Annotated in this window: 16 protein-coding genes; 11 read left to right on the forward strand and 5 right to left on the reverse strand. The window is 40.0% G+C overall.

Annotated elements, in window-relative coordinates; translation table 11 throughout:
- Positions 1 to 61 precede the first annotated feature (61 nt).
- Complete coding sequence (locus H6G41_RS01210) at positions 62 to 1,651, reverse strand: photosystem II high light acclimation radical SAM protein (protein WP_190742821.1); 1,590 nt, start codon at positions 1,649 to 1,651, stop codon at positions 62 to 64.
- A gap of 215 nt (positions 1,652 to 1,866) precedes the next feature.
- Positions 1,867 to 1,992 carry a hypothetical protein gene (locus H6G41_RS35610; protein WP_277877981.1) on the reverse strand — a complete coding sequence of 42 codons (126 nt, stop codon included), beginning with the start codon at positions 1,990 to 1,992 and terminating at the stop codon, positions 1,867 to 1,869.
- A 265-nt stretch (positions 1,993 to 2,257) separates the two neighbouring features.
- Here H6G41_RS35610 and H6G41_RS01215 point away from each other — a divergent pair, with 265 nt between their 5' ends.
- From H6G41_RS01215 to H6G41_RS01225, 3 genes are all read left to right on the forward strand, one after another.
- Positions 2,258 to 2,653: a DUF1830 domain-containing protein gene (locus H6G41_RS01215; protein WP_190742823.1), complete on the forward strand. Its 396-nt coding sequence runs from the start codon at positions 2,258 to 2,260 to the stop codon at positions 2,651 to 2,653.
- A 245-nt stretch (positions 2,654 to 2,898) separates the two neighbouring features.
- The gene (locus H6G41_RS01220) at positions 2,899 to 3,360 is read left to right on the forward strand and encodes a DUF4079 domain-containing protein (protein WP_190742825.1); all 462 of its coding nucleotides are present in this window, start codon (positions 2,899 to 2,901) and stop codon (positions 3,358 to 3,360) included.
- Positions 3,361 to 3,670: 310 nt separating this feature from the next.
- Positions 3,671 to 5,446 carry a serine/threonine-protein kinase gene (locus tag H6G41_RS01225; RefSeq protein ID WP_190742827.1) on the forward strand — a complete coding sequence of 592 codons (1,776 nt, stop codon included), beginning with the start codon at positions 3,671 to 3,673 and terminating at the stop codon, positions 5,444 to 5,446.
- 155 nt (positions 5,447 to 5,601) lie between these two features.
- Here the strand turns inward: H6G41_RS01225 and H6G41_RS01230 are convergent, their stop codons facing one another.
- A complete protein-coding gene (locus H6G41_RS01230; protein ID WP_190742829.1) occupies positions 5,602 to 13,326 on the reverse strand; it encodes a CHAT domain-containing protein in 7,725 nt (2,574 codons plus the stop codon).
- A 225-nt stretch (positions 13,327 to 13,551) separates the two neighbouring features.
- Positions 13,552 to 14,424: a hypothetical protein gene (locus tag H6G41_RS01235; protein WP_190742831.1), complete on the reverse strand. Its 873-nt coding sequence runs from the start codon at positions 14,422 to 14,424 to the stop codon at positions 13,552 to 13,554.
- A 415-nt stretch (positions 14,425 to 14,839) separates the two neighbouring features.
- Here H6G41_RS01235 and H6G41_RS01240 point away from each other — a divergent pair, with 415 nt between their 5' ends.
- From H6G41_RS01240 to H6G41_RS01250, 3 genes are all read left to right on the forward strand, one after another.
- Positions 14,840 to 16,609, forward strand: a complete 1,770-nt coding sequence (locus tag H6G41_RS01240; protein WP_190742833.1) for a ShlB/FhaC/HecB family hemolysin secretion/activation protein — start codon at positions 14,840 to 14,842, stop codon at positions 16,607 to 16,609.
- A 73-nt stretch (positions 16,610 to 16,682) separates the two neighbouring features.
- Positions 16,683 to 17,237, forward strand: coding sequence for a hypothetical protein (locus H6G41_RS01245; protein WP_190742835.1), 555 nt, complete (start codon positions 16,683 to 16,685; stop codon positions 17,235 to 17,237).
- Positions 17,238 to 17,290: 53 nt separating this feature from the next.
- Positions 17,291 to 18,073, forward strand: coding sequence for an ATP-binding cassette domain-containing protein (locus H6G41_RS01250; RefSeq protein WP_190742895.1), 783 nt, complete (start codon positions 17,291 to 17,293; stop codon positions 18,071 to 18,073).
- A 112-nt stretch (positions 18,074 to 18,185) separates the two neighbouring features.
- On the opposite strand, the gene H6G41_RS01255 is transcribed toward H6G41_RS01250, so the two are convergent.
- Positions 18,186 to 18,956, reverse strand: a complete 771-nt coding sequence (locus H6G41_RS01255) for a response regulator transcription factor (RefSeq protein WP_190742837.1) — start codon at positions 18,954 to 18,956, stop codon at positions 18,186 to 18,188.
- A gap of 555 nt (positions 18,957 to 19,511) precedes the next feature.
- Between H6G41_RS01255 and H6G41_RS01260 the strand changes: the two genes are divergently transcribed.
- From H6G41_RS01260 to H6G41_RS01275, 5 genes are all read left to right on the forward strand, one after another.
- The gene (locus tag H6G41_RS01260; protein ID WP_096645592.1) at positions 19,512 to 19,766 is read left to right on the forward strand and encodes a DUF6761 family protein; all 255 of its coding nucleotides are present in this window, start codon (positions 19,512 to 19,514) and stop codon (positions 19,764 to 19,766) included.
- 323 nt (positions 19,767 to 20,089) lie between these two features.
- Entirely contained in the window at positions 20,090 to 21,454 is a 1,365-nt protein-coding gene (locus H6G41_RS01265; protein ID WP_190742839.1) for an NB-ARC domain-containing protein, read from the forward strand.
- Between the two features lie 5 nt (positions 21,455 to 21,459).
- Complete coding sequence (locus H6G41_RS35615) at positions 21,460 to 21,585, forward strand: hypothetical protein (protein WP_277877982.1); 126 nt, start codon at positions 21,460 to 21,462, stop codon at positions 21,583 to 21,585.
- An 89-nt stretch (positions 21,586 to 21,674) separates the two neighbouring features.
- Positions 21,675 to 22,061 carry a 6-carboxytetrahydropterin synthase gene (locus H6G41_RS01270; protein WP_190742897.1) on the forward strand — a complete coding sequence of 129 codons (387 nt, stop codon included), beginning with the start codon at positions 21,675 to 21,677 and terminating at the stop codon, positions 22,059 to 22,061.
- A gap of 813 nt (positions 22,062 to 22,874) precedes the next feature.
- Entirely contained in the window at positions 22,875 to 23,090 is a 216-nt protein-coding gene (locus tag H6G41_RS01275; RefSeq protein ID WP_190742841.1) for a hypothetical protein, read from the forward strand.
- Positions 23,091 to 23,117: the final 27 nt, after the last annotated feature.

The raw sequence follows: 23,117 nt of genomic DNA on the forward strand, positions 1-23,117 counted from the left end.
GTGTTTACTGATAATCTCTCGAATTCAGTTCGGGAGATTATCAATATCAGATTAACGAGGCTTAAACACCTACCAACTGTTTCTCATTTTTCTCTATTGGCGCAGATAGTGCTGCTTCTAAATCAGCACAACCCAATCTCTCTTCTAAGATGTTCATGACTTCACGCCCAAAGTCATTGGGGTTTTGTCGCCAAGCTTGTAAGCAGACTTCGCCAAAGAAGGAACCAAGGGGTTCTGGATTCCAAAGGAGTTTTTTGGCTGTCCAAGGCATCAAGCTCATGGGATTATACCCTGGTTTGAGAATACCTTGTTTAAAGGCATATTCTTCTAAGTGGGTATGGGGTTGTAAGCCAATAAAGAAAATCGCTGGTTCAACTTTATCTGCGCCAAAAATCCGTTCGAGTTCGCGGTGATAGGCGATGGTTTGGCGGATGGTTTCGGGACGTTCATCAATGACGTTAAAGGAGTAGTTAACGGAAACTAAGTCATTAAAACCAGCAGCTTTTAAATCGCGACAGTTTTGTAAGACAGTACGCAGGTTATAGCCCATGCGCATTTTCCGCACGAGTTCCTGAGAACCACTGGTAATCCCGATTTCAAAGTAATTCATCCCGGTTTTCGCCATTAAGTCGCACAATTGGGGTGTTAAGTTGTCGGCTCTGATGTATGCTGCCCAATGGATATCTGTCATCCCAGAATCGACGATTTTTTGTAACAGTTCTACTGCATCATCGATAAATTTCCTGGCGGGGATGAATTGAGCATCAGTAAACCAGAAATTGCGAATTCCGCGATCGTACAATTGGCGCATCTCCGCCACAACTTCATCTGCGGGATTAATCCTTACCTGTTTACCTTCGACTACGGTGTATACACAATAACAGCAGTTATGGGGACAGCCGCGTTTGGTTTGCACACCAATATAAAAGTCTTGGCTTTGGAGATAATAGTTAAATTCCGGCCAGATGCTTTCGATATAGTCGTAGTTACAGGCAGATTTTTCTAGTGGGGTGGGTTGTTCGTGAATTAGCCGTTGTCGGGGCTGAGTTTCACCCACAACATAGCAGCGTTCATCCCGAAACTCTTTACCACTTAAAAATTTTTCTAACAGAGTTTCCCCTTCGCCTACAGAGATAATTGTCCCTGAGGGTAAACTTTTACCCAACTGTTCATAAAAGACGCTAACTGCACCACCACCGACAATTGCACGGGCGGATTGTTGATATTTTTGGGCGCGTTTTAAACCGCGTTTAATTAATCCCAGATTCCGCCATACTTCTACGTAGTAAGCGATGAAAATTCGCAACCCACCGAAAGCGCCACGTAATTTCACTAAGGGATTCTTCGCATAGTAAAATTCAAAGGCATTTTGTAAAGGATTACCACCACGACCACCAACGGGAGCATATATTTGGATATCTCGCCAAGAAAATACCAATAGTGTAGGTTTAAATTCATCTATGCATCGCTCTAGGGCGGGTGCATAATCTAAAGGTGGTACAGACCCCAAATCAAAAATACGTTGTTCGATATTGGGAAATTGTTTGTGAACGTGATCGCTTAGGTAGACAACCCCAATGGGAAAGATGGGGTTACAGGGAAGGCGAACGTAAAGAATTCGATTTTCCATTGTGCTTGCGTCAACTGCCATCTTGCCGTTTTTTTGGGGAAAGTAAAGTGAAAAATACATCCAGTATTTAACTGTCTGTGTAAGTTGTGCTTGTTTTCTTTGATAGCGATCGCGCTGGAGATTTTAGCTCTCGTCCGCTCAAAGTCAACCCTCTCGTGGTAACCAGGGAAATAGCTATAATTGCTATGCATCTCATAGCTAAGACATCCATGAGATTGGTTTTATAAAGATATATTTCATATAGCTTTACCATAACATTCAGCTTCTTCATTAAGCGATAAATCCTCATGTTTAGCTGTTGCTAGAGATAACAGCAAAAATTCACTGCGACTGCTAAGCAGCGGTTTGGGGATCATCGCCATGCCCTATCCTGCATGACTTTGATTGAGGAAGATTGAGGAAATGGCAATTCTTTTGTCAAAAAATCAATATTAAAAACTTCCTTTATAGTGTATAATATTACAAAATACATAGATATTTACAAAAATTTTATATTGGACACCTATCTTTAGATAGAAATAATGCAGAAATGTGCAGTTGGTAGTCGGAGTTACAGCTTGTGGGGATCGCCAAGTGTTAGTTTTGCTAGTGTAATGTAAAATTGTGGCGTAAAGCTCCTCAGCAGTTATGGCTCAAATACTAGATCCACTACCACCTGAGCAATCGGGGACAATTCTCTGCTGCTACGTAAATGCCACGAGCAAAATCCAGGTTGCCCGCATCTCTAATATTGCCAATTGGTATTTTGAAAGGGTTGTTTTTCCTGGACAGCGGCTCGTGTTTGAAGCCCCTAGAGAAGCTCAAATGGAGATTCATACGGGGATGATGGCAAGTGCAATTTTATCGGATACTATTCCTTGTATTCGTTTAGCAATTAATGAGCATGGTACTTATGAGTCGGGTAGCAGCTCAGATGTAGCAATAGACTCTATTCATAAAAATCCAATGGTGCAACCAATTAATACAAAAATTGAAGATACAACAAAACCTTTATCAGTAGCTGGTTTAGCATCAATTGATTAAAAAAATTTTTTTCTCAAATTTTGGGGTTGCTGGGTTCAGCAGCCTTTTTTGTTAATTGGGCATTGGGCATTGGGCATTGAAAAGAATGCATGGATTTTGGAGAAAGCAATTTTGGATTTCAATTTAAAATTAAAATCCAAAATCGCTCGACTGAGCGCTCACGACGAAGTCCAAAATCTAAAATTTCATTACTCATCCCCCCTGCCCCCTGCCTCCTAATCCGCGTTGTACTCTACAATCAATGTATGAATTTGCCTTCTTTTCTTTGGTTGTGGAAAATAGCGGCTTGGTCGATGGGGTTATCCTTGCTGGCATATTTGATGTTGGCGACGACTGGCTTTTGGATGTATAAGGCGAGGAATTTGCAACAACCTCCGAGTTTACCTCTGTTTCATCGCGGACTTGGGGGAATGCGATCGCTTCACTTTACTATGGGTATTACTATGGTCAGCTTAGTGCTGCTACTGCTGGCCATTGGGATTATTGGTACTTTAGGTCATTTTGGTTCCCTGGGTCATTCATCACACTTGGCTGCTGGATTAATAGTAGTTGTCTTAGTTTTGCTTTCTGCTTTAAGTGCTACACAAATTAGCCCAGAAAGACCTTGGGTAAGAAATTTACATGTCACTATCAATATTCTGTTGTTTATAGGTTTTGCTTGGGTATCACTCACTGGTTGGAGTGTAGTGCAAAAATATTTACCATAATTAACTAGGTTGGGTAATTAAAGATAACTAGCTAGGGCTGTCATTGGTCATTAGTGATGAGTAAGGATTTCAGTCTTGATCAATCGTCATAGAAGAGACTAATGGCAATCAAGCTATAAATACCCATGTATCAGTAGATACAATTTTTGTGGCAACTTTAGTCACATTACGGATAAGATAGTCCAAATATCTTATTTTTCAACTTATCTGGCGAAAATAAGATAAAAGCGATCGCGATCGCTGATTTTTATTTCGGTACGAAATATTATTCTAAGTGTTAAAATTAGCTAATAGTAGCAGCAAAAATACCATGATCGGTCAACTCTTGGACGGACGTTACGAAATTGTTCAAGTCTTGGGCGGAGGGGCCTTTGGAAAAACCTTTTTGGCAAAAGATCTCAAGCGTCCAACTCAACCCCAATGCGTGGTTAAGCAGCTCAGCTACTCCAGTCAAGATCCCTTAGCTTTAAATGCCGCCAGTCGGTTATTTAAAAAAGAAGCAGAAATATTAGAAAAATTGGGTAGACACGACCAAATTCCCACTTTATTAGCGGAATTCGAGCAAGAAAAAGAATTTTACTTGGTTCAGCAATTAATTGATGGTCATCCTTTACACCAAGAAATTCAGCCTCACCAACGTTGGAACGAACAGCAAGTTCTCCAGTTATTGACAGAAGTTTTACCAATTTTGGTATTTGTACACGGACAAGGAGTGATTCATCGAGATATTAAACCGTCTAATTTGATGAGACGCTCAGCTGATGGAAAATTGGTGTTAATTGATTTTGGCGCAGTCAAAGACATCAGCTCGCAAATTCCCCAAGGACAATTGACACCGACAGCGGCTATTGGTACTGCGGCTTATATGCCAATGGAACAATTTCATGGTTTTCCCCAATATAATAGCGATATTTATGCTTTGGGTATGATTGCTATCCAAGCGCTGTTGGGTTTACCTGCGCACGATTTAACAAAACTGCGCGATAACACCAGTCCTAATCTTGGTGAAATAGTTTGGCGCAATCAAGTAGCAGTCAGCCCTGCCTTGGCAGACGTGATTGATAAAATGGTATTGACTGACTGGCGTAGACGTTACCAATCAGCTAATGAAGTCCTGGCTGATTTGAGTAAAATACCTGCTTATTCTCCAAGTTTCTCGCCAACACCAACAAAAATCACTCCAAACAATCAGCCACAGTTAAAAATTAAATTCAAACCGTCCATTGTCAAGGGAGTAGCAGCAGTAATTGTAGTTGCAGGAATTGGTTTTGCTGTTTATCATCAGCTACCCACAACCAAAGCATTGCCGTTTTATAAACGGGGACTGGAAAAATTACACAAAGATAAGTCGGAAGCGATTAAAGAGTTTAATGAAGCAATCAAGCTCAATGATAAGTATGCAGAAGCATATTACCAAAGAGCAAATGCTCATTTTTTGGCTAACAACTATCAGCGTGCTGCGGAAGATGCCAGTAAGGCGATTGAATTAAAGGAGAATTACTTTGAAGCTTATACTCGCCTCTGTGCAGCGCTTCTGCTTTTACAGCAGCCCCAGCAAGCTGAAGCGAAATGTACTAAAGCGATTGAAATTAATCCCAAGTATGCTGATGCCTACCTCAATCGCGCTAATGCTCGGCGTAACTTAAAAAATAAAGATGGCGCACTGGCGGATTTGACCAAGTTGATAGACCTGAATCTCGACGATCCTCAGGCTTATATTAGTCGTGGTGTTTTTTATATTGAGTTTCAAGAGTACGAAAAAGCGATCGCGGATTACAACCAAGCCCTGAAACTCGCTACCAATAAACCGGAGATTGCCGCGATCGCCTATGATGGTCGAGGTAACGCCCTAGCCGCTCAAAACAAAGCACAAGCAGCGATTGACGATTTCACTCAAGCAATTGAACATAAAAAAGACTTTGCTCAAGCTTACTTCAATCGGGGTCGGATCTACAAAGCACTTAACTCCAGACAAGAGGCGATTCAAGATTTCGAGAAAGCTGACACACTTTGTAGTCAACAAGGACGCACAAATTGCTCAAAGCTAGCCCAGTCTTTTATCCAAGAACTTCAAGATAATTACTAATTCGTAATTATGTTGGTAATTTTTTTATCAGTAATCATCCGCACTTGATATTATACGTTGACAAAAACTACTAAATATGTATTAAGAATAAATTACATCTGTATCCGGGGTTTAGCACTGCTAAACCCTCAGGAGTGTGGGATCTATTTAAGATACTACCAGGGGCTACCAATCATAATGAATGGTGCCCAGAAAAATGGATGTTTGAGAATTAATTGCTTGGCTTCTGAACTACTGACAGCAATTTTTGCTAGTGGGATAGTTAAATCGCTATTGCCGATAATTAAGTTTTTGCCCTCAGAATCTATTGTTACCTGACCTTGAATCATTGCTAGCTGTGCTTGTCGCAGTGCTTCTACTTTAGTGGGTTGAGTCTGTAACTGGCGGTGAAATTCTGTCATCAGTCCAAGAGTTCCTGTATCTGATACTTGCCATAAACTAGCAACAACTGACTTAACCCCGGTTTTTACTGCCGATCCGGCTAAACCTAGCTGTGATTTTTCATCGCCAAAAGCAGTTTCGCAAGCACTCAGGACTAATAATTCTACTTGTGGGTTATTCCAGCCTAGGTTTTGGACTTCAGTAAGTTTGAGCTGTTCGTTATAAAGTTGGATGTATGAATTTATCGGGTCTTCCGGCTTTTCTCCTGGTGTAAAAATGGCATGAGTTGCTAGATGGATAATACCAAACGGTGTTTGAGCGCGTTCTTTTTTGAGACGCTCTCTGGTAAATTCTTTGTTAAGTATGACTTTACCCTGACCGCGCCATACCTGATTGACGATGGTTTCAACTTCTATGGGTGCGCCAACTAATTCGGTGACTGGATTTTCATTGTTTGGGCCTGGATCGAAGTTCTCAGATCCCATTGCTAAGACTTGGGAGTTTTTGAGATTAATATAGTTGCTATCAATCAGACTAAAAGTGGGAATCATGCCCACACTATATTTTTCAACTAAGAACTTACCTTGGTCATCCATTAGTGCAGCTATGGGAAGCGATCGCAAACGCGCATCTCGCATGACAAACAATACATTCCCAATACCTTCTTGTTTTAATTGAGTTTCCAGAGGTGCAATTAACCATTGATACAGTTGTTGTGCGGATTTTTTATAACTTGTGGTGCTAGCTTTCTGGAGATCGGGACGAGAATCTAGTGTTTCTTTGAGAGATACTTCTTTATAAAATTCTTCAGCTACTTTTTGAATATTTCCTCTAGTTACGCCTGCTGGTATTTGCGGACGGATATATTTGCCGCTAGGTGTAACCATGAATAATTCTAAGGGGTCGTTATCGTGAGACTCTGGTTGCCCATCTTGTGCATTGAGTTTATAGTTTTTAGGTCTGAACCCTACATACACAAGCCCAGATTTGATAGCAGTTTTTTTCTGAATTTGCCCTAGTTCATTAGTGATTTCTTGGGGTGTTTTAATACGCACATTATCTAGATTTAGCAATGATTCAATGCGTCTAGTTTCCGCATCTTCTATGTTGGCAATAGCGGAAGTATTACCAGAATTAACATTATTATTGATTACTATTTGAGATGTAGCTAATTCATCTTTTCCTGGTACTACTCGTCCTTGAGTGATAATTTGAATATTGCCTCTAGTTTCACTATTCGGGAAAAATTCTAGGGGTAAAATCGTATTAATTAAACCCGTAGTAATAGCTCCAGTCGTGCCGTTGATCGAGGCTCTACCTACATAAAATGGTGTTACACTATCACCGCCGTGATCGATTTTGATTGTACCGCCACCTACTCCCCCTAGTGCGGAAATGCTGGCTGGAATACCATTTTTATCTGTAAAGGTGTCTGTAGCGCGAAAGTAACGTCGAGTTTTAATATCTACATTACCACCTATACCTCTGATGCCACCTTGGGCATTAATTGATTGCACCTGAATATCGTTATCTGGATCTAGCTTTACCGAGCCACCATCTCCAATGTCGGAACTAGTATTTATAGCTCCAGCATTAATGCTATCTTTTGCCTGAATAGTAACTGTACCACTGTTGCCAGACTTAGTATTAGTATTAATATTTCCCGTAGCGATCGCTCCTGTATTATTACCCAGTGCTGTGAGGTTAATATTACCGCCATCGCCATTGATATCTGTATTTGAATGTAAATTACCCGTTTTAATGTTGCTATTTTCGCTAGTAATTTGAATCTCTCCACCATCTGTAAAAATGTTGCTAGTATTAACATTCTGATTTGCTAAAAGAGCGATCGCAGAATTGTTATTAGTTGTAATATTGCCACTGACAACAATTTCACCGCCAGCAATCGTGAGGTTGTTGCTGGTTTGCAAACTATTATTAAAAGCGATCGCACCTGTCCCAGCATTGACAAATTTGCTACCTGTACTCTCCCAAGTTATCGGACTGTTAATGTTTATTTTACTTACCGTGGTAATATTACCCTTAAAAATACTGTTACCTGCATTAGTAATATTTAAGCTATTTAGGGGCGTTATTTCACCGAGATTGCTATCAAAGCTAATTTGACTGCTACCCGCACTCAGCGTTAAATTACCAGCGCCATCTACAGTGCTGTTGAAGTTGATGTTACCATTACCGGAATTGATAGCTATATTAGTATCTGTGCTTAATGATACTGGTTTTGTAAAGGCGATCGCTTGATTATTGGTAGTAATCCCAGCGTTGAGAGTAGTATTACCATCTAAGGTGACAGAAGCATTATCTATACCTGTAATTGCGCCATTAACTGTGATAATTCCATTAGGAGACTGAATTTTTACTGGATCGTTGAAAGTTGCAGAGTTAATTGTAATTGCACCAGTACCGTTATCATCTCCGATAGTAATAGCAGCAAAGCCATTTGCTAAGGTGCTAAGTTCTGTTGTTGTCAAATCTAAAGAAGAACTATCACTAGCAGCACCTAGGGTAATATTTTGGCTAGATGTGAAGGGTTGAAGTTTCAGGTTACCATTACCAGTGACTGAATTAGCAGTTGATGGCAAATTAATCTCGTCAGCTGTCAGCGTCAGGTTATTGTTACCTGCTGTTAAGGAACTACTGAAAGCGATCGCACCATTAATAGAATTAGATGTGAATGTTTTATTCCCAGTACCAGTCAGGTTAACAGAACTATTAAAAAATTGATTGCCTGTGGTAGTAATATTGTTAGCGACATTGGTATTTGCAGATGTGACACTTAAGCTATTCAATGGGTTTGTCTCACCGACTGCACCGCCGAAGCTGATATTTCTTGTGTCTGCAACTACAGTTAAATTACTAGCGCCATCAATAGTATTATTGAAACTAATGTCGTTATTACCTGAGTTGAAAATGATTGAATCACCAGTTAATTTGACGGCGCTATTAAATTGTTGATTACCTATATTAGTGATATTATTAGCAACATTAATATTGGCTGTACCCGTATCTATAGTTAAATTGCCAACACCATCAACAGCGTTATTGAAGGTAATATCGCTATTAACTGAATTAAATATTTTTTCTTCATTACCAGTTAAGTTAATGGAACTATTAAATAGTTGATTACCTGTAGTATTGATGCTGCTAGCAACATTGGTATTTGCAGATGTCACACTTAAGCCAATCAATGGATTTGTCTTACCTACAGCACCACCGAAGTTGATATTTCCTATGCCAGCATTTAAGGTTAATATACTTGCACCATCAACGGTATTATTAAAGCTAATATCGTTATTACTAGAATTGAAAGTTATATCGCTACCAGTTAACTTAACAGCACCATTAAATATTTGAGTACCTGTAGTAGTAATGTTATTTGCCAGATTAATATTTGCTGTGCCTGCATCTACAGTTAAATTGCTAGCACCATCAACGGTATTTTTGAAACTAATATCGTTATTACCAGAGTTGAAAGTCGTGGCGTTACCAGTTAATTTAACAGCACCATTAAATATTTGAGTACCTGTAGTAGTAATGTTATTTGCCAGATTAATATTTGCTGTGCCTGCATCAACGGTTAAATTGCTGACACCATCAATAGTATTTTTGAAAGAAATATCATTATTACCAGAGTTGAAAGTCGTGGCGTTACCAGTTAATTTGACAGCACCATTAAATATTTGAGTACCTGTAGTAGTGATATTATTAGCCAGATTGATATTTGCTGTTCCTGCATCCACATTTAAATTACTAGCACCATCAACGGTATTTTTGAAACTAATATCGTTATTACCAGAGTTAAAAGTTGTGGCGCTACTAGTTAATTTGACAGCGCTGTTATATTGTTGAGTACCTGTGGTAGTAATGTTATTTGCGACATTAATATTTGCTGTGCCTGTATCCACAGTTAAATTGCTGGCACCATCAACGGTATTTTTGAAACTAATATCGTTATTACCAGAGTTAAAAGTTGTGGCGCTACTAGTTAATTTGACAGCGCTGTTATATTGTTGAGTACCTGTGGTAGTAATGTTATTTGCGACATTAATATTTGCTGTGCCTGTATCCACAGTTAAATTGCTGGCACCATCAACGGTATTTTTGAAACTAATATCGTTATTACCAGAGTTAAAAGTTGTGGCGCTACTAGTTAATTTGACAGCGCTGTTATATTGTTGAGTACCTGTGGTAGTAATGTTATTTGCGACATTAATATTTGCTGTGCCTGTATCCACAGTTAAATTGCTGGCACCATCAACTGTATTGTTGAAAGTAATATCATTATTATCAGAGTTGAAAGTCGTGGCGTTACCAGTTATTTTAACAGCGCTGTTATATTGTTGAGTACCTGTGGTAGTAATGTTATTGGCAAAATTAATATTTGCTGTGCCTGCATCAACGGTTAAATTGCTGACACCATCAATAGTATTTTTGAAAGAAATATCATTATTACCAGAGTTAAAATTTGTAGCGTTACCAGTTAATTTAACAGCACTGTTATATTGTTGAGTACCTGTAGTAGTAATGTTATTTGCGACATTAATATTTGCCGTGCCTGCATCTACAGTTAAATTGCTAGCACCATCAACGGTATTTTTGAAACTAATATCGTTATTACCAGAGTTAAAAGTTGTGGCGCTACCAGTTAATTTGACAGCGCTGTTATATTGTTGAGTACCTGTGGTAGTAATGTTATTTGCGACATTAATATTTGCTGTGCCTGCATCTACAGTTAAATTACTAGCACCACTCACAGCATCTTTAAAGCTGATGCTACCATTACTAGAATTTAAATTTATATTAGCGACTGAGCCTAATGATACAAGTTTTTCAAAAGTAATCCCTTCAGCAGCGGTAATGCTAGCGTTGAGATTTGTATTACCACTGAAAGTTACAGAAGCATTATTTGTACCTTCAATTAGCCCATTAACTATGATACTCCCACCGGGAGACTGAATATTAACTGGATCGGAGAAAGTGACGGGGTTGATTGTAATTGTACCAGTACCATTACTACGTCCGATAGTAATTGCAGCAAAGCCATTTGCTAAACTACCAATATCTGTTTTCGTCAAGTCTAAAGTTTGTAAACTGCTATCAATATCACCATTTAAGGTAATATTTTGGCTAGGTGTGAAGGGTTGAAGTTTCAGGTTACCGAAACCGCTGACTGGACTAGAAGTTGATGAAAAGTTAATTTCGTTTGCTGTCAGCGTGAGATTGTTATTACCTGCTGCTAAGGAACTATTAAAAGCGATCGCACCATTATTAGAAGTGAATGTTTTACTTCCACTACCAGTAAGGTTGACGGCACTATTAAATCTTTGACTGTCTGTGGTACTAATGTTATTAGCAACATTAGTGTTAGTAGCATTGGTAATTAAGCTATTCAAGGGGTTTGTGCCACCAACTGCTCCACCAAAGCTAATATTTCCTGCAATGGCATTGAGAGTTAAATCGTTATTACCATCTACCGTACTGTTAAAGGTAATATTACCAGCGTTGAAGGTATTTACAGCAATACCTATCAAATTAACAGCACTATCAAATAGTAGACTACCTGTGGTAGTGATGTTATCAGCGATATTAATATTTGCCGTACCTGCATCTACAGTTAAATTACCAACACCATCAATAGTATTGTTAAAGATGATATCTTTATTACCAGAATTAAAGGTTGTGGCACTACCAGTCAGCTTGACGGGACTATTAAATGTTTGAGTGCCTGTGGTAGTGATATTACTAGGGACATTTATATTACCGCTACCTGCATCTACAGTTAAATTACCAGCACCATTAATATTGTTGTTGAAGGTGATATTACTATTACCGGAGTCGAAAGTTTTACTACCACCACCAGTCAAGGTGACGAGACTATTAAATGTTTGAGTATCTGTGGTAGTAATGTTATTAGCAACATTGGTATTGGCAGCATTGACACTTAAACCACTGACTGTGGTTGTGCCACCAAAGCTAATATCCCCGGTGCCGGCATTTAAGTTCAGCGAACTGGCACCATTAATATTGTTGTTGAAGGTGATATTACTATTACCGGAGTTGAAGGTTTTACTACCACCGCCAGTCAAGGTGACGAGACTATTAAATGTTTGAGTGCCTGTGGTAGTAATGTTATTAGCAACATTGGTATTGGCAGCATTGACACTTAAGCGGGCTATTCCACTGACTGCGCCACCTAAAGTAATATTACCTGTACCCGCAGTCAGTGTTAAATCTTCCGACCCATTAATAGTGCTGTTAAAGCTGATATTACCTGTACCAGAACCAGTAGTGATAGTGGCAGCACTATCCCCTAAACTAACAGCGCTGTCGAAGGTAATATTTCCACCAGTAGTACCAAAAAATGTCTGTGGATGATTGAAGGCGAGAATATCAATATTTTGATTTCCCTGGATGTAAAGATTGCCTCCAGCTTGGGCTAAAAAAGGATTGGTGACACTATCACGCACCAAAACAGTATTTTTCGCTAATAAATTTAAATCTCCACTTGTTTGCAGTTGGCTTTCTGGCAAAATTAAATTTTGGGTTGCGTCAAAGGTGGCTGTTTGTGCTGTCACTCCTTTGACGACTACATCTCCAGAATTCACCGGAATCCCAAAAGCAGCTACTTGCACCTGTTCGTTGCTATTAACTATTAAGTCATGATTATTTTCTGCACCTGTACCAGTTAATAATTTGGCTAATGTGGCTACAGAAATATTTCCCGATGTAGGGGCGTTGGCGGGAATCTCTAAACTCAATAAATTACCAGCTTGACTGATGCGTACCAGATTTTGTCCAGGTACTGAGGCAACGGTAATATTACCTGTTGGTGCTGATAGCTGTCCGGTGCTAACTACTGTACCACCTAGTAAGTTTAAATTACCTTCACTTACTGTCAAGTTAACCAGGTTAATAATACTTCCTGGTTGCGATGTATTGAAATAAAAGGTTGTGGGGTTGCCGATTAAACTAGCGTAGTCATTAGTACCTGATACCTGAAACCAATTGTTACCAATCCCAATAGCATTGGCTGTACTAACAGTAAAGTCAGCTGGTACATTTAAGCTAGCGTTCGAGCCAAACATGAAGCCGGCGGGGTTAAGCAAAAAGAGGTTAGAGTGAGAGTTCTCGCCAGTAACTTGAATTAAACCGTGGATGATGGAAGGATCGCCACCAACTACCCGCCCTAAAATATTTTTAATGCTGGGTTGAGAGAGAAAATTGGCTATTTGGTTGGGATCTAAACCAAACTTTTGAAAACTATGGAACAGATTGGCACCATCGCTGGAAAGTGTTCCCCCGCTAATATCTAGCTGGTTGTTGCTAGGAGTAATTGTAGTATTTGTACCATCGGCAGCAGGTATAATTGACTGCCCTTTGGCTGGGGCGATCGCAATTCCTCCGAAACCAAATATTTGGGCGATCGCTTGACTAATAATGAGTATGAATAAATTAATCTTTTGAGTTAGAGAAGTCATAATATTTTTCGCTATACAGGAAACTCGTTACTTTGCTATTTGGGTATAAAAAAGCAGCAAGAAATTCCCCCATCCCAGCCGATGGGGGAACTATTGACCACTGAAAATCTTGGTGAATCTACGGTTATCACCTCAGTTAGATTTAAAGTGTCAGACAAGGCCCTATTACTACCTTTGTCAGCATTGATACTGAGTTTACCTGAGAGCTTTCACTAAATCGGCTAGTTACTGATTTACAACCTCAATATCTGTTTCGAGAATTTCTTGCTGGAAATTAAATGGTTTGGGATCTCTCAGGGAAATAGTCAATAGTGGCGGCGTTAGGTCTAATCTAACACGCAATCTCGAATAATTACGCAATTGACCAAACCCTCTTCTTTTACTATTTATCTTTTGCTGTGACTGATTTTTGTCGAATAGCGTCACCACACGCCCCGATCCATCAAACACCGGGCCACCTGCCAAACCTGACAAATTATACTGAGGGGGTAAGTTACTGTAAGTCCGGGATTTATCCTTTTTCTGTAACTGTGTCACATGAAACAAGCGATTTTTCCCAGATGGGGAGTTAGCAAATCCACCGACATAAATACCATTACAAAGCTGCGGATCTGCTTGTTGACAATCTTGAGGATCGTCAGTTTCTACTAGTTTGGCAAGTTCATAAGTGCGATCGCTCCGGAATCGCACGATCGCTAAATCTTCACCGGGTATTTCCTCAATATCTTTCTGTGGGGAAATCCTGATTTTTTGGCGCTTGCTGCCCCCTATTCCCTGGGATAATGGGGTGATGATGTCATATTCAAGATTTTTGTCTTGCACTAACTTTTTAGTTGTCAGTACGGCGTAGACGTTGGTTCCGCCTTCTTGGTAGACACCGCTAATCACTCCAGAGCCCGGAGAACCTACACTTGGTTCAATCCTTACCACCGTTGTTTGGGCGATCGCTACTATTTCTTTTGGCTGCAATTCCTTAGCTGTTTGTGACTGTTGATTCACTGCTGTCGGTGGTACATCTGTTTGCGCTAAGGCGGGAATGACTCCCGTCAAAATAGTGACACTAGCTAGACAAATTGGTACTAAAGATTTATTTAACATTTACTTTCATTCCTTTTTTGATACTAATCGTCCTCAGTTCTTGATTCAGAAGTAAGTAGGAACAATTTGCTTGGTTATTGCTACAAAATACAAATTTTGCTTGATTTGTATTCATTTTCTGCTGCTATCACGCTCTAGCCTTATTTTTAGTATCTAAATGATCGTTATAAAAAAACATACTGGAAATACTTAAATCTTGCCCGATCACATATTAATCTAGTATAAAACGGGGTAAATACGGACTTTTTCATCGAAAAAATATATAAAATGTTAAATTTATCCAAAAAGGCTGAAAAAACCCTAGCAATTGGCTTAATTAATTTCTAAGGTTTATAAAGATTCTGTTAAAGGTGCTATTTTTTACGTATTATTTAGTATTCGCGCTTACGTAAATTTTCACCTGTGTCAACAGAAAATGTACTTTATTTTACAAAAATATTGGTATTGGCGTGTATTTTTATTTTCTAGTAGCATCTTAGTTGCTGGTATATTTCCTCATGATGTTCGTGCTGAGTTAGTAGGAGAGATCGTTAACAACGAATCTGCAAAGGTGTCTTACTCACCAGAATTTTTAAAATTAACTAAAAAAATCTCTGTTTCGCCCAAAAATGCGGTTTATCAAGCTCAATTAGACCTAGGACAAGGGACAACTACCCCAGAAGCTTCACCACCAGCAGATTCTCAGCAAATTACAGTTAACAAAGTCCAGTTAATCGGTAGTAGTTTTTCTAACTCAGAAGCCATCCAATCTATCCTCAAGAGTGTTGAAGGACAGACAGTGAGTTTGGCAAGCTTAAAGAATATTGCCGATCAAATTACTGGCTGGTATTTTGAGCAAGGATACATTACCTCACTAGCAACAGTAGACGAGTCATCAATTAAAGATGGTACAGTCACCATTCAAGTAATTGAAGGCAGTATAGAAGAAATTCAAATCGATCCACCAACAAAACGGATTCATCCTGATTATGTGCGATCGCGCTTGAGTATGGGTAGCCACAAACCTTTTTCTCAACCCAAGCTAGAAGAACAATTAAGATTACTGCAAATTGACCCGTTATTTACCAAAGTAGAAGCCAGTATCCGTCCGGGAACCAATGTAGGTCAAAGTATTGTAGTAGTGCGAGTGACTGAGACTAAACCATTTGATTTAATTTTGAGTGCAGATAACTACTCTCCCCCTAGTCTAGGTTCGGAGAGGTTGGGTATTGGTGCAATTTATCGCAACCTCACAGGACTTGGCGACCAACTGAGTGCGGCTTATTATTTTTCTACGAAATCTGGCGGTTCTAATCTTTACGACTTTACATATCAAGTACCGCTAAATCCCATGAATGGAACTTTGCAATTAAGAACTGCAATTAACCAAGTCAAAGTCGTTCAAGCACCCTTCGACATTTTTGACATTCGCGGTGAATCTAGTTTGTATGAAATTACCTACCGTCAGCCAATAGTGCGATCGCTCAGTCAAGAATTTGCTCTATCCTTAGGTTTTAGCGTCCAAAATGGTCAAACATTTACCTTTGCAGGGCCAACCCCCTTCGGTATTGGGCCTGACAATGATGGTAACAGCCAAACCCGGACTATTAGATTTAGCCAAGATTACGTACAACGCAGTCTTGAAGGCGTTTGGGGATTGCGATCGCAATTTAACTTCGGCATTGGGGCTTTTGATGCTACCATCAACCCTGACCCCAAACCCGATGGTCGGTTTTTTAGTTGGTTATTGCAACTACAGCGTCAGCAAAAGTTAAGTCAAAATCATCTTTTAATCGCCCAACTTGACCTACAACTCACACCCAATGGTTTATTACCCTCCCAACAATTTGTCATTGGCGGTGGTCAATCAGTACGCGGCTATCGCCAAAATGTACGGGCGGGTGATAATGGATTGAGATTTTCTTTAGAAAACCGCATAGCCTTACAAAAAGACCCCAGCAACGGTCAGGATGTGCTGCAATTAGCACCCTTTTTTGATTTGGGATTAATTTGGAATGTAGATAGCAACCCCAACATCATCCAAAGACAAAAGTTTATCGGTGGTTTAGGGCTAGGCGTTTTATGGAAACCCATACCAGATTTTAACTTGCGCGTAGATTATGCCATTCCCCTAATTGAGCTAGAGGATCGCGGAACAAATGCGCAAGATGAGGGCTTGTACTTTAGTGTTGGCTATCGTCTATAGGAGTCTGTTCGCTGATTCCTGTTTCTTATGTTTTTTTCAGTCAAAATGAGGATAAAGATATCTAAATTGAGCCGTGACAGCAAACCTAGTTAATACCTCAACCTCTGTTTTTCGCCTCTCACCGTTAATTCGGATAACTCTGTTGAGTTTATATATCGCACTCACAGTTCCCTTACCTTTTTTAGCCCAAGTAACAGCTGCACCTATTCCACCGACATTATTGTGGGTAGGAATTAGTATTGGCTTGATTGCTTTATATGCAGTGTTGACCGAACGAGTTATCTTAGATGAGCGCGGAATTCAACTCGCTTATCCTGTCTGGGTACCGCAATTTTTTCGTAAAGGTTGGTCTTTGGAATGGTCTGAGGTGAAAGAATTAAAACCTCGCACCACAGGTCAAGGAGGTATAGTATATTATTTCCTCAGCCACTCAGGAAAAGCTTATTTATTGCCCATGCGAGTAGTGGGATTTGCCCAATTTGTAAGGGAAGTACAAGCAAAAACAGGTATTGATACTACAGATGTGCGTCCTTTAGCACAACCTTGGATGTATTTTATTTTGCTGGGTTTCACGTTATTGTTGCTGTTAGTAGATGCTTGGACTATCTCTACAGCTTTAACCCAATAATTACTAATTCGTAATTACGAATCTTTTTGACCAATTTCTAAAGAAAGTTGAACTTGGATACTGTCACCCCAAAAGCCATACTCAGATTAGAGCAAGTTAATCTGTTTACAAAGCTCAAAACCCAACTATCAGCGAATCACCAAGGATATCCCATATTGCAGGATATTTCCTTTGAGGTTTACCCAGGCGATCGCATTATCATTGTCGGGCCATCAGGGGCGGGAAAAACAGCCTTATTCAAGCTGATTAACCGCCTGATGGAACCAAGTAGTGGCAAAATACTTCTAGAAGATCGGGAATATCGCCAAATCCCCATCGTCCAGTTACGCCAGGTAGTCACGCTGGTATTACAAGAGTCTAAACTTTTGGGGATGACAGTCCAACAAGCTTTGGCTTATCCACTGGTATTGCGTGGTTTATCCAAACAGACAATACAGCAACGAGTCAGTTATTGGATGGAACAACTGCATATACCCAATGATTGGTTAGGACGTACCGAAGTACAACTTTCTCTGGGACAGCGCCAACTAATTGCGATCGCCAGAGCTTTAGTCATCCAACCCAAAATATTATTATTAGATGAGCCAACCTCTGCCTTAGATTTTGGTATAGCCACCCATGTAATAGAAATTTTAATTCAGCTGGCTGCCACCCATCACACCACAATTTTGACGATTAATAACCAGCTAGAATTGGCACAGGTATTTGGTACAAGACTATTCCACCTCCAGCAAGGTCGGTTGTCAGCAGATCAAACAACTACTGAGGTAGACTGGTCTAATTTACGAGCCAACTTGCAACAAGCAGAAGCTCAAGCCTCCGAAGAGTGGATTTAGTTATGGGGCATTGGGCATTGGGCATTGGGCATCGGGCATCGGGCATCGGGCATTGGTTATTGATTATATCTCCTCGTCCCCCCATCTTCCCGTCTCCCCTATCTTTCAGCCCCTATACCCTTTGCGTACTCAGGGTTGAGCGTTGATTGCTAAATCTCTCTTTGGGCAATTTTGCTGGTGATTGCGGTAGATTGGAATTTAAAATTTCCATGTTAAACCGGTATCCTACATTCCGGATAGTTTGAATTAAACTGGGTTGCCGAGGATCTAGTTCAACTTTTTTCCGCAGCGATAAAACGTGAGTATCAATAGTACGTGGATTATCAATGGCGTCAGGCCAAGCTCTGCGTAGCAATTCTGACCTAGATAGAGGTACTCCTCCGGCTTGCGCTAAAACGTATAATAAACTGAATTCTTGCGGTGTTAAATCGATAAATTCCCCTTGAAATCTCACCCGGCGTTGCACTAAATCAATTTGCAAGGCACCATAATCTAAATAAGCTGGCGCAACAGGTGTGCGGTTGCGACGAATTAGCGCTTCCACTCTAGCTAAAAACTCTTGCATCCCAAATGGTTTGCTCAAGTAATCATCTGCTCCCGCTTTTAAACCGACCACAACATCAGCTTCATTAGCACGGGCAGATAGCATTAAAATTAACGGCTGTTGCTGACGATGCAGCCAACGGCAAAATTCAATGCCATCACCATCAGGCAAATCAGCATCCAGAATTACCAGTGTTGGTTGCTGGCTTAAAAACACTTCCCTTGCTTGATATATGCTGGCGGCTTGGTGTACGCGATATTCCAGCTGCTGCAAGTGCCAACCGAGCAACGACCTCAGATGGGGATTCCCCTCAACGATTTCAATACAAACCGAACCCACGGTGGCAAGACCCCTTAGCGTTGATGACTTTCAAATTAACAAGCCCATGCCCAAGGTTTTGTAGTCTTTGTTACTCCAATTATCATTAACTTGACATTTTGTGATGGCAATATTAGCTAAAAGTTTAACTTATGCTTTAACTCCAGCCGATTAGTAATATTCTTAAATTTTTGTTAGACTTATTGAAATTATTTCTGTCTAAACATCCTGGCTCCACCGAAGGGGGTAAGGCATCAACACGAGATCCCTAAATCGACCGATCCTTCCCAAAGGTATATCCTGACTTCATGCTCAAAGCAGATCGCACCTGGCAAAACTTAGTTTTAAGATAGTGTAAAAAACCAGGAAGTTACGCAAGCAAATTATAAAAATAACTTACTTACTTGACTTATTTTGTGCTTTCTGGAATAGGATCAGAATACGTTGTAGCTGCTGGAGGGTAATGCCCAAAGTAGAGAAATTGATTTTGACTCCTGGATAGGGGGGAAAGTCACACTTCACATTTTTGCCCGAATCATTTACAATTCTCATTCCAAAGAGATTTATTCAGCAGTTATGCTCCAAGACACACAAACCATCCGCTATTACCAAAGAATTACCGACGCCTTCGTCGAGTTGTGGAATCGCGGTTATCGTATGGACGATATGCGGATGTATTTGGATGGATATTTAGCCGCGCTGAGACATGGGAACGCCATTGAACCTTATTTGATTCATCGCCTCGAAGAGGAAGCCAGCCGCTACCTATACGATGCCTCAAACTTTGCTATGGTGCAACCAGAACCAGAACCACAACACGATTACTACTAATGCCCTGCTTGGGTCAATGTGTAGTAACCACTAATCAACGCAGATGATTATAGCATATTACCTGCCTTGATCAAGGGGTCGTGTGGTGTGGAATTTTGAAGATATTTTTTTGATAAGCAATTTTCCCCCAGTAATGCGTTCCTCTTGTCGAGACAGCTGGGGGGATTTTAGTATAGGGATAACCGTTGATTGTTGATTGTGCATAACTAAGCAATGCCCCATGCCCTATGCCCAATAACGAAATGTAAAGTTTTGCTTGAACTGCATAAAACACTAAACAATCTCCGATAGGTGGATGCAGATCTCAGCTAGGAATATTTTATGTGACAGTCATAGAATTAACGTTTGAGCAAGCAATGCTGGTTCTAGACAAAGCGTTGCAAAAGAAGCATTTAAGTAATATCCAAGAGATGGTACTTAGATTGTGCTGGAGTGGATACACTTACGCAGAAATTGCCGAAAGCTCAGGTTATGATGATGATTACATCCGAGACGTAGGCTTTCGGTTATGGCAAACGCTCTCGAAAGCGCTGGGAGAAAACATTGCTAAAAGTAATGTCAAAACAGTTTTACGACGCCATTATTTCAGCCTCAAGCAAGTAGAGTTACAAGTCTCGACTACCACAGCACATTCAACCCCTAAGAACCTAAAGCAGCAAGATTGGGGAGAAGCGATTGATGTTTCTGTGTTCTATGGACGTAAGAACGAACAAGAATTGCTGCAACAGTGGATTATTGTCGAAAAATGCCGTTTGGTAATGTTGCTGGGAATAGGAGGGATTGGTAAGACAGCTTTGTCTGTAAAGGTTGCAGAACATTTACAGAGCAAGTTTGATTTTATATTTTGGCGCAGTCTCCGTAATAGTCCACCGATTTCTGATTTGATGCGGGAGTTAATTTTGTTTCTCTCCCAACAATCAGCCGTGAGTTTACCAGAAAATCTGGATGCACAAATTTCCTACTTGATGAAGTATTTGCGCTCCCGGCGTTGCCTAATTTTATTGGATAATATCGAATCGGTTTTGCAAAGTGGAGAGACATCTGGGCACTATTGCGCTGGATATGAAGGATACGGTCAACTTTTCAGACGGGTAGGGGATGAAGTCCATCAAAGTTGTTTAGTATTCACTACGCGGGAAACGCCTAGTGGCTTTATAGCTAGGGAAGGTGATACTTTACCAGTGCGATCGCTCCAACTAACTGGTTTGTCTTTTGTCGAATCACAGCAAATTCTTGCAACTAAAGGATTGGTGGATTCTAGCGCTGAATGTCAGCAGTTAATTCAGCGCTATGCAGGTAACCCTTTAGCTTTAAAAATTGTTGCTACAGCAATTCAGCATTTATTTGATGGCAATATTTGCCAATTTTTACAGCAAGGATCGCTGATTTTTGGCGATATCTGGGAAATATTAGAGCAACAGTTTCACCGCTTAACTGCTAAGGAAAAACAGGTAATGTACTCCCTAGCAGTTAACCAAGATTGGGTAACTTTAAAGCAATTGCAACAGTATGTGATTCCGCAAATCTCCGAGCGAGAATTACTAGAAGCACTCTTGTCTTTACAAAGGCGATCGCTTATTGAACAGCGTTCGGCTAGTTATACTCAACAAGCTGTAGTGATGGAATACGTGAGTGATAACCTGATTGGTAAGGTGTGCTGCGAAATACCTAATGGTGAAATTGAGTAATTACCATGCTCCCTGCTATTTTCCAGATAATCAGTGCGATCGCACTTTATTATCCCCTGACCTCAACAGCGATCGCACTTTTTGATGATTTTTCTGGTAAACCCCCTTATAGTCAAGCCTGCAAGAATTAAGCAATACTTGTAAATATCTAGTTGTGATTGTTAATGAGATATGGTGGCGTGAGTATTTAGGTCACTATGGACTATTAGGTGATGTCAAAATGCCCAAATGGAAATTAGTTACAGAATTCACCTTTGATAGCGCTCACTATATCAAAGATTATGATGGCCCTTGTGGCCGAATGCACGGACATACTTATAAAGTGAGACTAGAAGCTACATCATCACAGTTGCATTCTTCAGAATATTGCCCACACCCAGTCATGGTGGCTGATTTTAAAAGCTTACGTTGGGCTAAACAAGATGTTACTAAAGGAGGACTCGACCACTGTGTTCTCAATGAAGTCTTACCTCCAGAATACGAAACAACTGCGGAGATGATCGCCAAGTATATTTACGATCAAACTAAGCAGAAGTTACCCGCAGAGGTACAGCTCAAAGTTCGAGTTTCAGAAACACCGAATAGTTGGGTAGAGTATCAAGAGTGAGGAGGTTGGCGTCATTAAAGATAAGTGCAAGGGTGTCATTGGTTATACATTTGTTGTAGCTTTGCTCTAAAATATTGCCAAAATAAACCTCTGCGTCTGGTTGTCTCTGCTTCCCTACTTTGAAGATTGGTATTAGCGGTTAACTCCTAATCACTTCAGAATTCATCTCATCGCCCATAAAGAAGCGATGGGATGAATTTTTGCTGGAGCCACAATTTTTCTCGAAAAATCGAAAAAATTAAAGTGTAAATTTATACTTATTACTATCAAAGCTCTTTGAGTTTATACAAGAAATATGAAATGGCAAAGTTATCGAGTAATTTGTTATACTCTTCATACCTGCTGAATTTTAATATTTTTCTTCCTCCTCAAGGTATAGAAATCATTAAGCGCAAGTAAAATAAATTCTATTAATAATTCTTTTATTGAGTTTTTGCCGGAAATTAATCTCTAATCCTCGTATTAATAAAGTTTCTCTAGCAATAAAGGGCAATATCGCAGTTAAAATCTGTGCTTTACGTTGGCAGTGAGCCTTGCTATGGCGAGATTCTGAGTTAACAGAATAATATTATTTTTTCTTCCACTGAAAGCGGGAAGTTTTAGGGTAATATTAAGTATATATACTTGAAAAACAAGTAAAACCAGCCCAAAAATTAGCCGATTGCGATTGATAATTCTTAACCTTCATAAAGTTATAAATCGCTTTATTAAGCTTTTGATAATAGTTATCTCAGGTTCTACATTCATGGCATATTCTGTTGCCAGAATTGTGTAATCTGAAGACAGCTAAGCTAATAATTAAATTGAGGTCTGATGACTCCTAAGATTATGCGTCAGCTTTGGTCGGTGGTGGAAACTGCCCAGACCAAGACTTTATTACAACTAGACGATGCTAGCTTGGTGCAATGGTTAGTAAAGCAGACCAACACCGAAGCATTGCTGGAACCCAGAGAGACTGATTTTTTGTGTGATTACATTCAATCTCGCCTGTCTCTGATTCGCGATTTAGCTTATGAACGACAGTGTTAAGAGCGATCGCTCTAGACTTTTGTGATA

The organism is Tolypothrix sp. FACHB-123, from assembly GCF_014697075.1.
Lineage (GTDB): Bacteria > Cyanobacteriota > Cyanobacteriia > Cyanobacteriales > Nostocaceae > Aulosira.